This window comes from Brochothrix thermosphacta DSM 20171 = FSL F6-1036 (assembly GCF_036884295.1).
GTDB lineage: Bacteria > Bacillota > Bacilli > Lactobacillales > Listeriaceae > Brochothrix > Brochothrix thermosphacta.
Genome location: NZ_CP145608.1, coordinates 366,518 through 379,894, shown reverse-complemented (window position 1 = coordinate 379,894; position 13,377 = coordinate 366,518). Strand labels below are relative to the sequence as shown.

The following is a 13,377-nucleotide window of genomic DNA, read 5'->3' as shown; positions in this document are numbered from 1 at the left end:
GTATTAAATCAAAAAAAAGATAAAACCGCTCAGGGATATAGTCCCCAAGCGGTTTAGCTAATATTTATTTATCTAAGCGGGCTTCTAGTTCAGCTTTTTCTGCTTCAAAACCAGGTTTTCCTAAAAGCGCAAACATATTTTTCTTGTACGCTTCAACACCTGGTTGATCAAATGGGTTAACTCCTAATAAGTAACCAGAAAGACCAACTGCTTTTTCAAAGAAGTAAATCAAGTATCCTAAAGAAAATTCATCTAATTTAGGGATTTCTACTACAAAGTTAGGAACATCACCATCAGTATGTGCTAACAAAGTACCTTGGAAAGCTTTTTCATTTACATAATCAACTGTTTTACCAGCAAGGAAGTTCAAACCATCAAGATTTTTTTCATCAGATGGAATATCAATATCAAAGCGTGGTTCTGCAACTTTAACAACTGTTTCCATAAGAATACGACGACCTTCTTGAACATATTGACCTAAAGAGTGTAAATCTGTTGAGTAATTTGCTGACGAAGGATAGATACCTTTTTGATCTTTACCTTCACTTTCGCCAAACAATTGTTTCCACCATTCGTTAAAGTATTGCAAGCTTGGTTCATAGTTGATTAACATCTCAACAGTTTTACCTTTGCTGTACAAAACATTACGCGCTACTGCATATTGGTAAGCAATGTTTTCAGAGATTTTCGGACTACGTAAGTCTTCACTTGCTTGACGTGCACCTGCTAAGATAGCATCCGTATCGATTCCAGCTGCTGCAATTGGTAAAAGACCTACTGCTGTTAACACTGAGAATCGGCCACCGATATCATCTGGTACAACAAACGTTTCGTAACCTTCGTTATCAGATTCTGTTTTCAATGCACCTTTTGCTTTATCTGTTGTAGCATAAATACGTGATTTTGCTTCTTCTTTACCATATTTTTCTACTAACAAGTTTTTCAACACGCGGAACGCTAATGCTGGTTCTGTTGTTGTACCTGATTTTGAAATGATGTTAACCGAGAAATCTTTATCTTTAACAAATTCGATTAGATCATGTAAATAGGTAGAGCTAATGCTGTTACCTGCAAAGAATACTTGTGGAGCTTTTCGAACTTCTTTGCTGTCGACGTTGTTAAATGAGCTTTTAATAAATTCAATAGCTGCACGTGCTCCTAAATAAGAACCACCGATACCGACTACGATTAATACTTCTGAATCGCTTTGGATTTTTTTGCTAGCTGCTTGAATACGAGCATATTCTTCTTTATCGTAGTTTGTTGGCAAGTCAATCCAACCTAGTGCGTCGTTACCAACACCTGTACCATTATGTAAATCATTATGGGCAGCTGTTACAGCACTTTGTAGATAGTCCATTTCATGTTGACCGAAAAATTTCAACGCATTTGAATAATCAAATTTAATATGAGTCATTTCGAAACCTCCAGTATTTTTTATTAACATACTAACCTTATACCAATGACGTGCTTTTTTCAATAAAAAAATACTTCAATTGACATTTAATTTACGAATAGTTTGTGACGAATTCTTTCTCGTAATTAACATGTTGTTTTATCAACAACACTAGAGGTGCTATTCGCTAATCCCATCTTTTGGTAAAAAAGCATCAATCCAAATTGGCATTTGTTTTCTTAATGGTTCGAATCCTGCTTTACCCTCTTCGCTATTCTCATGATCTTCCATCGCTCGCAGAGATAAACTCATACGTTTCTTATCTTCTTCCATACTAACGATTTCCACTTTGATTTTCTGACCTACGTGCAAGTAGTCATTTATATCTTTGACAAAACCATGTGTCACTTCGGAAATATGTATCAATCCTTGTGTCTCATCAGGAAATTTAATAAATGCGCCATACTTTTGTATGCCATCCACAGTTCCCTCAACAACGTCACCAACCTTGAACTTAGCCATAATGTGCCTTCTTTCTAATCTGATATATTTTTAATTGTTTTAATTATAGCACTTTTAGCCCTTACTAAGCATCTTCTACCTTCTTCAAAATTCAATTAGCTTCTACTATATTATGCGCTTTTATATTTTTATTGGCATTGATATTGATGTACAATTAAAATAGTCCTTAAAAAAACAGAAAGGTGCGATCAATCATGACTGATTTTAATCATTTAATTACTCGTAAAAAGACAAACTCTATAAAATGGGATCAATCCACAGCAATATATGGCACGGATGTCCTCCCTATGTGGGTAGCAGATATGGATTTCGCACCACCGATAGGCGTAACTAAAGCTTTACAATCCGTTGTTGATCACAACATTTACGGCTACTCGTTTGTGCCTGAATCAACTAATAAAGCAATTCAAGCTTGGTTGTTGTCGCATTACCAATGGAAAATCGATTCAACTAGCATCATCTATAACCATAATGTTGTTTCCGGTATTTCGGTCGCTATTGAGGCGCTCACAAATCCAGGCGAGAACGTCCTCATCACACCACCTGTTTATCATCCCTTTAGCGAGGTCCCTTTACTACTCAATAGAAATGTTGTGACTTCGCCTTTGAATTACAACAACAATCGTTATGAAATTGATTTCACTGACCTTTCCTTAAAACTAGCGGATCCAAAAACGACCGTATTTTTACTTTGTTCACCGCATAATCCGGCTGGACGTATCTGGTCACAAACTGAACTGGAACACGTCATCGCTTTATGTGACGATCATCAAGTGTCGCTTATATCAGATGAAATCCATGCAGACCTCGCTTTTAAAAAGCATACACCTACCGCTTCTTTGGATTTAAAAACGGTGAAAACCGTCATGTTAATGGCACCTTCAAAAACATTTAATTTAGCAGGGTTAAATGCTGCCTTTATGATTTGTGAGGACCCGCTTTTACGACAACGCTTAGAACAAATCCGCAAACAACGCTCTTATCCATCAATCAACCGTTTTGGAGCTGCTGCTATGGCTGCTGCTTATCAGACTGGGGGCGATTGGTTAGAAGAACTACGTACACACTTAACCGAAATGATCACTCTTTCACACAATCTTTTACAAACACTCTCTTATATAGAAACAACACCACTGGATGCTTCTTATTTATTGTGGATTGATTATCGTAAAACAGGCATCGCAGAAAATGCTGTAATGGCGGAATTAGCAAAACAAGGTGTGGGTGTCACACCGGGTTCTCAATTCGGCATCGAAGGTGATGGTTTTATTCGCGTCAATATCGCCACTTCATCAGTACTTGTAACAGAGGGAATCACTAAAATTGTGGCTGCCTTTAAAGAATTAGGTGTCAAAGAAAAAAGCATTAGCCCTCCTCTTTAAGAGATAGCTAATGCTTCATTATCATACCTATTATTTTACAATTTTGATTGTGTTGATCACAACATCTTCAACAGGACGATCTTGTGCACCTTTTGGTACATCTGAGATAAGATCAACAAGATCCATACCTTCAACTACTTGACCAAAGACTGTATGACGGTAGTCTAACCATGGCGTACCACCATTTTCTTTATACGCATTAACAACTTCTTCCGGGAAGTCTGCATCTTTCATTTGACGTGTCATGTTTTTAGGCACTTCACTTGCTTGAACGATAAAGAATTGACTACCGTTTGTATTAGGTCCAGCATTTGCCATTGATAACGCACCACGGAAATTAAAGAGGTTGCGAGAAAATTCATCTTCAAAAGAGCTTCCCCAGATGCTTTCGCCGCCCATGCCAGTTCCTGTTGGGTCGCCACCTTGGAGCATAAAATCTTTAATAACACGGTGGAAAATTAAACCATCGTAGTAACCATTTTCAACGTGAGTTAAAAAGTTTTCTACAGTTTTTGGTGCTTCCTCAGGGAAAAGTTTAATTTTAATTGTACCTTTACTTGTTTCAAACGCAACAAGGCGTTCATTTTCTTGTACTTCAGTTGTTAATTGTGGGAATGACATAATTCAATCTCCTTTATAATTTATTTCACTTTATTTTAACATTGAACAACCTTATAACCAAACGAAAAATTTATAACTGTGGGATAATTTTTTATTCACTGCGCCTGAAAGTGAAGGAACAGCTACACAAATCAGTGACGCTATATTAAAAACAGTTTCATTTCATACCATTACTCGATATAAGATGTAAGGTGACTACTTACCTTAAACATCAATTATTTGTTCGTAAGGTTATCCCTTTTAAGCGTTGCATTTTTCCTAATTTAATATGACAAATATAAATAGAAAGGATTTGCTTTTTATGTCTCAAAAGAAAAAAAATCTATACTTGTTAATGGGTGCCAATTTCCTGGTTTCAATCAGTATGACAATGATTATGCCCTTCTTATCTTTATATATTGAAACCTTCGGTAACTTTTCACAAGATTCTGTCCAACGTTGGTCTGGCTATATTTTTGGCGTGACTTTTCTTGCCGCCTTCCTTGTTTCACCTCTATGGGGGAAAATTGGTGACCGTCATGGCTTCAAACCTATTCTGATTTTCACATCATTAGGCTTATCTATCTCGCTCTTTTTAATGGGCCAAGTAAGTTCAGTGTCACATCTCTTTTTCCTCAGAATATTCATGGGGATTGTAACGGGATTCGTCGGTGTTTCAAATGCTTTTATCGCTAGACAAACACCACGTGAAGAATCCGGTCGCGTGCTTGGTACCTTACAACTAGGTAGTGTTACTGGTATGTTATTTGGTCCTCTAATCGGAGGTTATCTTGCCGATGTATTCGGCTTTCAACAAACATTCTACATAAGCAGTGCTTCGTTACTGGTTGTTTTCTTTCTTGTTGTCTTTGTTTTGAAAGATACTGTATCACATACTGCTACTTCAAAGAAAAGCGAAAAAGTTCCAAACACAATTTCATACATCCTACATATACGTGTATTGTTAATGATGATGGTCGCAACCAGTATGGTACAAATCGCAAACTTTAGTTTACAACCATTGTTAGCTTTATATGTTAAAGAACTCGCACCGCACACCAATAACATCGCGTTACTCTCAGGGCTTGCATTTTCAGCAACTGGTTTTGGTAACTTAATTATGACGCGACGGTGGGGTATTTTAGGTGATCAACATGGTTATGAAAAAATAATTGGTTATCTACTACTCGGTTCAGCACTTGCGGTTATACCTTTAGCTTTTATCAATTCAATGACACTTTTTATTTTCTTACGTTTCTTATTTGGGATTGTTATCGGTGGCTTAATCCCGTTAACCACCGCCTATATCAGATTAGCATCTCCTGTTTCAATTCAAGGTGAAGTACTTGGTTATAACCAGAGTGCACGTTTCCTCGGAAATGTGATTGGACCGGTTATTGGCGGAGAACTCGCCAGCCTGTTCAACATCTCATTCGTGTTTTACTTCACGGCGTTTATGTTTATTTTAACCTACGGATTATTACGTCTTAGTATACGTTCGGATCGTAAACGAAATATTGAGCTTCATTAACTATCATTTGTTAAGCGTTATTTTTTTCGTTATACTTGTTAGTAACTATCAATTTTAATTGATATTAGATATTTTGAAAGGAGCGATTCATTTTTGTGAATTTTTTACACTTAGCAGTTTTATTACCACTCATCGTAGCTGCCCTTATTCCATTTACACATAAGTATTTAAAACAATGGCATCTCGGATGGTTAGTTCTCGTTGTACCTTTTGGATTGTTTTGTTATTTCCTTAGTTTCTTATCAAGAGACCTGACCTCACAACCACTTGTTTACCTTATGAAATGGATTCCTGACCTAGGCATCAACTACGTTTTGCGTGTGGATGGGCTGAGTCTACTTTTCGTCTTACTGATTACTGGTATAGGCGCTTTAGTAACACTGTACTCCATCTTTTACCTCAGCAAGAAGAAAGAACAACTGCACTACTTCTATGCTTACCTCTTAATCTTCATGACAGCAATGCTTGGTCTTGTACTATCAGATAATATGATGGTGCTGTACCTTTTCTGGGAGATGACTTCGATCAGTTCCTTCCTATTGATTGGCTATTGGCATAAACGTGAGCGTTCACGTTATGGTGCAAAAAAAGCATTGTATATTACCGTTTTCGGTGGTTTGATGATGCTCGGGGGAATGAGTATTCTTTCTAACCTTGCGGGTAGCTTTAGTATTCAAACCGTTATAGCAGAAGCTTCAACCTTTAGTAACTCTCCATTCTTCATGCTCGCGATGATTTTCATCTTGCTCGGAGCTTTTACAAAGTCAGCACAGTTTCCATTCCACATCTGGCTGCCCGATGCGATGGAAGCGCCAACACCGATTAGCGCTTACCTTCACTCCGCGACTATGGTTAAAGCAGGTATCTATCTCGTTGCTCGAATGACTCCGGTGTTCGCACCCACTCACCAGTCTTGGTCAGTCATTATTATGATCGTGGGTCTTACGACATTGTTCTGGGGTTCCTTCAATGCTTTAAAACAAGTGGATTTAAAAGGAATTCTCGCCTATTCAACCATCAGTCAATTAGGTTTAATCATGTCTTTATTAGGGCTCGGTTCAAACTCACTGCGTGAGGCGAACGGTTTTTATGTCGCTGCTCTAGCTGCTGCTCTTTTACACTTATTCAACCATGCAACGTTCAAAGGCGCATTATTCATGGTTGTTGGTATTATCGATCATGAAACAGGCACACGAGACATACGTCGTCTCGGCGGTTTAATGAACGTGATGCCTTTAGCTGCAACACTCGCTTTTGTCGGTACATTTGCCATGGCTGGAATTCCACCATTTAATGGTTTTGTCAGCAAAGAGATGTTTTTAGAATCCTTTGTTAATCTTTCGACTATTCAAGCACCTTCATTAACTGTGCTTTCTTACATCTTTTTGTTTGTTGCTTGGATTGCAAGTGTCATCACCTTTGTCTACAGCATGATTTTATTCTTCCGTCCTTTCACTGGAAAAATGAAACCATGGTTACAACCTAAAAAAGCGACACATACACCCATCGGGATGGCGACTTCTCCATTAATCTTGGTAATCATTGTTGTTGTAAGTGGCTTATTTCCAAATCTCTTAGCAACACCGTTGATTACACCCGCAATACATAGTGTTAAAACAACATTGAATCCGGACTATCAATTACACTTATCTCTATGGCACGGTTTCACTCCGGCACTTTGGTTAACCATTGCTATTATAATTATCGGTTCTATTTTAGCGGCAACGTACCTCAAATGGAAACCACTCATCCAACGCCCATTACGCTTTCTATTCAGTTGGAATGATGTTTATAACCGTGGTAACTACTACTTTGAAAAACTATCTTATCGTTCAATGACAAGTGTCATGAATGGGAATTTACGCTTTTATCTGATTATTCTCTTTATGACGTTTATCTTTGCGACAATTATTGGTGTAACCACCACGTCGTCATTGAACTTTTCGACAGCTAAACTCTCACCGATTGATGTTGTTGATTGGCTGATTTTTGCAGCTGCTGTCGTTGTATTGTTAGCGATTATGCTTTCTAAAGCACGTCTAACCTCTGTTATTTTGCTAGGTGCTCTTGGGTATCTCATCGCAATTATCTTTATGATCGCGCGTGCACCTGATTTAGCTTTAACACAGTTAGTTGTCGAAACAATTTCAGTTATTCTTTATCTGCTTGCTTTCCGCTTCTTGCCGCAAATAGGTAAAGATGAAGAAAAAATAACACCGTTCTCTTGGCGTTTATGGATTAGTATGGCTGTTGGTTTCGTAATGTTTATCGTTGTCTTTTCATCATTCAACACAACATTTTTCGATTCAGTTCTTTCGCCTTACTTCATTGAAAATGCCTATACTAAGGGCGGCGGTAAAAATGTGGTCAACGTAACCCTGGTCGATTTCCGTGGATTCGATACATTCTTCGAATCGGCTGTACTTACGGTGGCTGCGATGAGCATCTACTCATTAATTCGCTTACGTCTCAACAAAGGAGATAAACAACATGAAGAATAATGATGTCTTACTCCGAATGGCTTCTCAAATTATCGTCTTTATCATCTTAATTTTTGGTGCTGATTCTTTTTTCTCTGGACATAATCTTCCAGGGGGAGGGTTTATTGGTGGCTTGATTATCGTTTCTGCATTCGCTTTACTGGCAATTGCTTACGATTTAAATCTCGTCAAACGAATTTTACCGTTTAACCCGTTACGTCTTGCTGGTTCCGGTTTATTAATTATCCTTATCAGTTCAAGTATTAGTCTTTTTAAAGGCCAATCATTTCTAACGCACTCATCCGTGTATGTAGACTTGCCTCTTTTTGGCCATACTGGACTTTACACTTCTACCCTCTTCGATATTGGCGTATTGATGGTTGTACTCGGTGCCATTTTAACAATAATCTTAGCGATTGGGGAGAGTGATTAAATGGAGTTATTAATGAGTTTATTAATCGGTTTAATGTTTACAGCCGGTGTTTATCTCATCCTATCGAAAAATATCTTACGTATTATTATCGGAACGGCTATCGTTAGCCACGGTGCGAACTTAACTCTTTTAACTATTGGAGGCATTAAGAACGGTAGTGCCCCTATCTTATTAGATGGACTCAAACTGTTCAACGACCCGATTCCGCAAGCCTTAATCTTAACAGCCATTGTAATTGGTTTTGCTGTCACTGCTCTCTTTTTAGTAGTGGCTTACAGGGCTTACCAAGAAATTGGAACAGATATGGTAAACCGCACGAGAGGAAATGATGATGATGATGACTAACTTTGCTTTACTTCCCATCCTAATACCTTTTGTTGCTGCGATTTGCTTATTGATTCTACCGCATAAAATCAAGTACCAGCGTCCAGCAGCAATTATTTGGAGTTTGGTTTTACTTGCTTTTACAATTTTCACCTTCACCAAAGTGATTAAAGAAGGAACATTAGTTGTGACAATGGGTGATTGGCCCGTACCTTTTGGTATTAGTATCGTTGCTGATATGTTAGCAATATTACTTGTTTTAACAACAACGGTCATCCTTCCGTTTATTATTCTTTATTCAATCAAAACGATTAGCGTGCCACGTGAAGAAGGTTTGTACTATTCACTTGTATTCTTCATGATCACAGGTGTAAACGGAAGCTTCTTGACGGGTGATATTTTCAACCTCTTTGTTTTCTTCGAGGTGATGTTAATGGCATCTTATGGCATCATTGTGTTAGGCGGTACTCGTGTCCAGCTTCAAGGAATCGTAAAGTACTTGGTATTTAACGTGATTGCTTCTGCCTTTTTCATTGTGTCTGTCGCGATGCTTTATGGCGTAGTTGGTACTTTGAACATGGCAGATATCGGACAAAAGCTGAGCGAAGTCCAAGGACAAGCGGATGCTGGTTTAATCAGTGTGATTGCCATCTTCTTTCTGTTTGTATTTGGATCAAAAGCCGGTATTTTCCCGCTGTTCGTCTGGTTGCCAAGCTCATATGTAAGTGCGCCTATGCCCATTCTTGCGCTTTTTGGAGGCCTTCTTACAAAGGTTGGTTTATATGCAATCATGCGTACATTCAGCTTGTTCTTCTCTGCCGAACCAGGTATTGAATGGAGTTTCCTCCGTTGGTCTGCCTACTTAACCATCATCATTGGTGTTATTGGCGCTATGAGTTACCGTAATATGAAAAATATCGTAATTTATAATATTCTTATTGCTATTGGCGTTATTCTTGTCGGCTTTTCGAGCCACACATTAGACGGAATGACTGGGAGTGTTTTTTATACGATTCATGATATGTTAATCAAAGTCGCACTCTTTATGATTATCGGTGTTATCCTATTCATAACGGGAACGCCAGATATTCGAGATTTCTCTGGTTTGATCCTTCGTTATCCAGGTCTAACCTTTATCTTCTTTATCGCTATGCTTGGCCTTGCAGGCATTCCACCGTTTAGTGGTTTCATTGGAAAACTTTACCTGATTAAAGGTGTCTTCCAGAGTGGCGATATCGTCGGTGGACTATTGATTTTGATCTCTAGCCTATTTGTACTTTTATCATTATTACGTATCTTCATCCTCGGATTTTGGGGTAAGGAACGTGGCCCGCGTCATATGGTATACGGCTATCGTCAAATGATGTTCCCCACTATCTTGCTCGTATGTTTAACGGTTGCGTTTGGAATTGGTATACAATTTGTAACACCGTATGTCCAAATAGCTGCCGATTCATTGGCTAACCCAATGATTTATATCCAATCTGTGTTAGGAGGCAATTAAATGGTTTTTCAAATTTTTCTTAATAGCCTCATTGCCTTACTCTGGCAGTTTCTACAGGCGGATTTCACCTTCAGTACTTTTTTAATCGGCTATATCATCGGTATCATCATGTTATTCACTATGCGTCGCTTTTTCAAAGGTTGCTTTTACCTTGAACGCGCGTTTTCAATTGTTCGTTTAATCGTGATGTTCCTGGGTGACGTGGTGACAAGTTCGATTGCCATGTCGAAAGTCATCCTTGCAAAAGATATCGATATTACACCCGGTATTTTCAAATACCGTACCGTTCTAGAATCAGATTGGGAAGTTATGTTGCTAACATCACTCATTTCACTCACACCCGGTACAACATGTATTGAGGTGGATGAAGATTCACATACTTTCTATATTCACTGTATCGATCTTAGTGATCCTGAAGAAGAGCGTAGTAAAATTCGTAACGGTTTCGAACGTCATATTGTGGAGGTGTTTCGCAAATGATATTACAGGCCTCAATCTATATATCACTCGTTTTATTTGGTGTATCCATCCTGCTATTTCTTTATCGCGTCATTAAAGGTTATTTTATAGCTGATCGCGTTTTAGCATTAGACTGTATTGGTATCGCCTTGGTTTCAATCGCTGCCTTGATTTCAATGCTTCAAAACACACCTGTATTTGTTGATGTTCTTCTAATAATCGGTCTACTCGCCTTTATTGGAACTGTCTCATATGCTCGTTTTGAAGAGAAAGGTAAGGTGATTGTGCGTGATCGAACTAAGTCTTGAGATTATTATCTCGATTTTAATCATTTTATCGTCTATACTAAGTCTTATTGCAGCTATCGGTTTAATTCGTTTACCCGATACTTATACGCGAGCACATGCCGCTGGTATTGGGAACACACTCGGTATCACTATAATGATGTTAGCTTTATCGTTATACTTCACTTATTTTTCATCGGTCAATTTATTGCCAAGAATTATACTGGCACTTGTTTTCATCTTTTTAACAGCTCCGATTGCCAACCATTTAATCACACGTTCGGCTTACCATATCGGTGTGCCTTTAACTAAAAAGCACAAAATTGATGAACTCTATCCTGTGAAAAAAGAAGAAATACAAGCATTACGTGCTGAACGACTCCAGCGTGAAGTTCGTGAAGAAGAAGATTATGAAAAAGTAATTCAATTAACTCAACTTGTTGATGCGATGCGCGATAAGCGCTTATTGCAACATGAACAAGAGGAAGCAGAAGCGTTTCAAGCTGAAATTAAAACGCCACTTAGCCCTACAGAAGAATTGAATGACGATGATGATGACAACACGAATTAATTCATAAAGGAGGCATTTAAATGGATTTTTGGAATAACGTGCCTTTAATGGCAGCCTTGATCGCAATCTTTTTTGCTCAAGCAATTAAAGTCCCCATTCAAGCACTCATGAACAAACGTGCTAATTGGTCGCTACTGACTGCAACTGGCGGTATGCCTAGTTCACATTCAGCGGCCGTGTGTGCGCTGATGACTGTTTTAGCTATCGAGTACGGAATGAACTCACCTTACTTCGCTATCGCCGCAATATTCGGCGTTATCGTGATGTTTGATGCAATGGGTGTTCGTCGTCAAAGCGGTGAACAAGCGATTACAATCAACAAACTAATTGCCGACTTCCAAGCAATTACTAATTTAGGAAAAGCAAATGCCGAAAAAGATCCCGAAGCTGGTCTTCAACGTCTTAAAGAGGTTTTAGGTCATAAACCGACTGAAGTTTTCTTCGGTATCTTGACAGGTATTGCAATTGGTTTCCTTGTTAATTACTTATATCATCTCTAATGTTGAAGCTAAGGCATTCTTGCCTTAGCTTTTTTGCACAAAAAAAGCACTGATACGTTTGTATCAGTGCTTTTTCTACTTCTTATTTATAGAATTGGAATTTACCTTTTTTAAGCATTGTTCCAATACCACCAAGCATTAAGATTGAACGGTCATCGATTACTTTTTTAATAACTGATGCACGGTAACCTTTAAGTGGTTTGTCACCAACAAGACCCATTGCATCGTTATCGCCTAATGAACATACAGTTCCTTTAGGTTTGTAAACGAAGTCTTTTAATGGTTGGCCATTAATAAGCGCTACTAAGTTTGCTGCTGCGTAATCAGCTTGTTGAATAGCAATTTGAGCAGTTGTTGGGTATGGACGGTTGTTTGCAGGATCCATAACAGCTGAACAGTCACCAATGATTAAGATTTCTTCGTTACCTGGAACAGTTAAGTTTGCGTTAACCATTACGCGGCCACGACGTTCGTCAAAGCCAGAAGCACCGACAACGCTTGAACCACGAACACCAGCACCCCAGATGAATGTTGCTGCTTTAATTTCTTTAAGCTCTTCACCATCAGCATAAATAACTGAGTCTGGCGTAGCTTCTTTAATTGGGTGACCAATTTTGAATTCTACACCACGGTCTTCAAGACGTGAAATAGCATAGTTTGCTAAGTCTTTTGTAAACATTGGCAATACGCTTGGTGCTGCCTCGATACAAATGATACGGATTTTTTCACGTGGAACATCATATTGCTTCACAAGATGAGGAATACGGTTTGTTAATTCACCTAAGAATTCAAAACCAGTAAATCCAGCACCACCAACGATGATAGTTAATAACTCATCATTTTGTGTTGTTTTCCACTCAGCAAATTTTGTTTCGATGTGCTCACGAATACGTTTTGTTGATGGAATATCAGCAATTGGTAATGTATATTCTTCAACACCTGGTGTACCAAATGATTCTGATTCGAAACCAAGAGCAAATAATAAGTAATCGTATGAGATAAGACCATGTTGTTCTAATTCAACAGTTTTATCATCTTTGTTCACTTTTACCACTGCATCTTGGATGAATTTTGTATCACCTTTTACTTGATCTTTAATTGGGAAACAAGCATCGTTAGCTTCAATCGTTCCCGCCGCTACTTCATGTAACCATGTTGCTTCGTAGTGGTAATCATTTTTGTTAATGATTGTAATTTCTGCATCTGGTTTTGCTTTTTGAAGATTACGTAAAGTACGGAGACCGCCGTAACCTGCACCTAAAATGACAATTTTCTTCTTCGCCACTGTAAATCACTCTTTTCATATAATTATATTTGTGTAGATGTCGTTCACACTAAAAAAACACATTTCCATTACCAATTCTATCGGTTTTTACATATCTTTTCAAGCC

At 38.3% G+C, this 13,377-nt stretch carries 14 protein-coding genes; 10 read left to right on the top strand and 4 right to left on the bottom strand.

The window, feature by feature from the left end; translation table 11 throughout:
* Window positions 1-64: 64 nt before the first annotated feature.
* Window positions 65-1,417 (bottom strand): glucose-6-phosphate isomerase, encoded by a 1,353-nt coding sequence (locus tag V6S17_RS01975; RefSeq protein ID WP_029091927.1) that lies wholly within the window; start codon window positions 1,415-1,417, stop codon window positions 65-67.
* Window positions 1,418-1,576: 159 nt separating this feature from the next.
* Window positions 1,577-1,918: a CvfD/Ygs/GSP13 family RNA-binding post-transcriptional regulator gene (locus V6S17_RS01970; RefSeq protein WP_029091926.1), complete on the bottom strand. Its 342-nt coding sequence runs from the start codon at window positions 1,916-1,918 to the stop codon at window positions 1,577-1,579.
* Between the two features lie 194 nt (window positions 1,919-2,112).
* On the opposite strand from V6S17_RS01970, the gene V6S17_RS01965 reads away from it, so the two are divergent.
* Window positions 2,113-3,300 carry a MalY/PatB family protein gene (locus V6S17_RS01965; RefSeq protein ID WP_051457416.1) on the top strand — a complete coding sequence of 396 codons (1,188 nt, stop codon included), beginning with the start codon at window positions 2,113-2,115 and terminating at the stop codon, window positions 3,298-3,300.
* Between the two features lie 30 nt (window positions 3,301-3,330).
* Here V6S17_RS01965 and V6S17_RS01960 read toward each other — a convergent pair whose 3' ends face one another.
* A complete protein-coding gene (locus V6S17_RS01960; protein ID WP_029091925.1) occupies window positions 3,331-3,921 on the bottom strand; it encodes a peptidylprolyl isomerase in 591 nt (196 codons plus the stop codon).
* A gap of 301 nt (window positions 3,922-4,222) precedes the next feature.
* On the opposite strand from V6S17_RS01960, the gene V6S17_RS01955 reads away from it, so the two are divergent.
* The 9 genes from V6S17_RS01955 (at window position 4,223) to V6S17_RS01915 (ending at window position 11,986) form a co-directional block, all read left to right on the top strand.
* Window positions 4,223-5,431: an MFS transporter gene (locus V6S17_RS01955; protein WP_029091924.1), complete on the top strand. Its 1,209-nt coding sequence runs from the start codon at window positions 4,223-4,225 to the stop codon at window positions 5,429-5,431.
* Window positions 5,432-5,526: 95 nt separating this feature from the next.
* Window positions 5,527-7,932, top strand: coding sequence for a Na+/H+ antiporter subunit A (locus tag V6S17_RS01950; protein ID WP_029091923.1), 2,406 nt, complete (start codon window positions 5,527-5,529; stop codon window positions 7,930-7,932).
* A complete protein-coding gene (locus V6S17_RS01945) occupies window positions 7,922-8,344 on the top strand; it encodes a Na(+)/H(+) antiporter subunit B (protein WP_029091922.1) in 423 nt (140 codons plus the stop codon). The genes V6S17_RS01950 and V6S17_RS01945 overlap by 11 nt, the downstream gene beginning before the upstream one ends.
* Window positions 8,345-8,689, top strand: a complete 345-nt coding sequence (locus tag V6S17_RS01940; RefSeq protein ID WP_029091921.1) for a Na(+)/H(+) antiporter subunit C — start codon at window positions 8,345-8,347, stop codon at window positions 8,687-8,689. It begins immediately after the preceding gene.
* Complete coding sequence (locus tag V6S17_RS01935; protein ID WP_029091920.1) at window positions 8,679-10,172, top strand: Na+/H+ antiporter subunit D; 1,494 nt, start codon at window positions 8,679-8,681, stop codon at window positions 10,170-10,172. The genes V6S17_RS01940 and V6S17_RS01935 overlap by 11 nt, the downstream gene beginning before the upstream one ends.
* Complete coding sequence (locus V6S17_RS01930) at window positions 10,173-10,652, top strand: Na+/H+ antiporter subunit E (RefSeq protein WP_029091919.1); 480 nt, start codon at window positions 10,173-10,175, stop codon at window positions 10,650-10,652.
* On the top strand, window positions 10,649-10,939 hold the full coding sequence (locus V6S17_RS01925; protein WP_029091918.1) for a Na(+)/H(+) antiporter subunit F1: 291 nt from the start codon (window positions 10,649-10,651) through the stop codon (window positions 10,937-10,939). Before V6S17_RS01930 ends, V6S17_RS01925 begins: the two co-directional genes overlap by 4 nt.
* The gene (gene mnhG, locus V6S17_RS01920; protein WP_051457418.1) at window positions 10,920-11,486 is read left to right on the top strand and encodes a monovalent cation/H(+) antiporter subunit G; all 567 of its coding nucleotides are present in this window, start codon (window positions 10,920-10,922) and stop codon (window positions 11,484-11,486) included. Before V6S17_RS01925 ends, mnhG begins: the two co-directional genes overlap by 20 nt.
* A gap of 20 nt (window positions 11,487-11,506) precedes the next feature.
* On the top strand, window positions 11,507-11,986 hold the full coding sequence (locus tag V6S17_RS01915; RefSeq protein ID WP_029091917.1) for a divergent PAP2 family protein: 480 nt from the start codon (window positions 11,507-11,509) through the stop codon (window positions 11,984-11,986).
* A gap of 82 nt (window positions 11,987-12,068) precedes the next feature.
* On the opposite strand, the gene V6S17_RS01910 is transcribed toward V6S17_RS01915, so the two are convergent.
* Window positions 12,069-13,271 (bottom strand): NAD(P)/FAD-dependent oxidoreductase, encoded by a 1,203-nt coding sequence (locus tag V6S17_RS01910; RefSeq protein ID WP_029091916.1) that lies wholly within the window; start codon window positions 13,269-13,271, stop codon window positions 12,069-12,071.
* Between the last annotated feature and the right edge of the window lie 106 nt (window positions 13,272-13,377).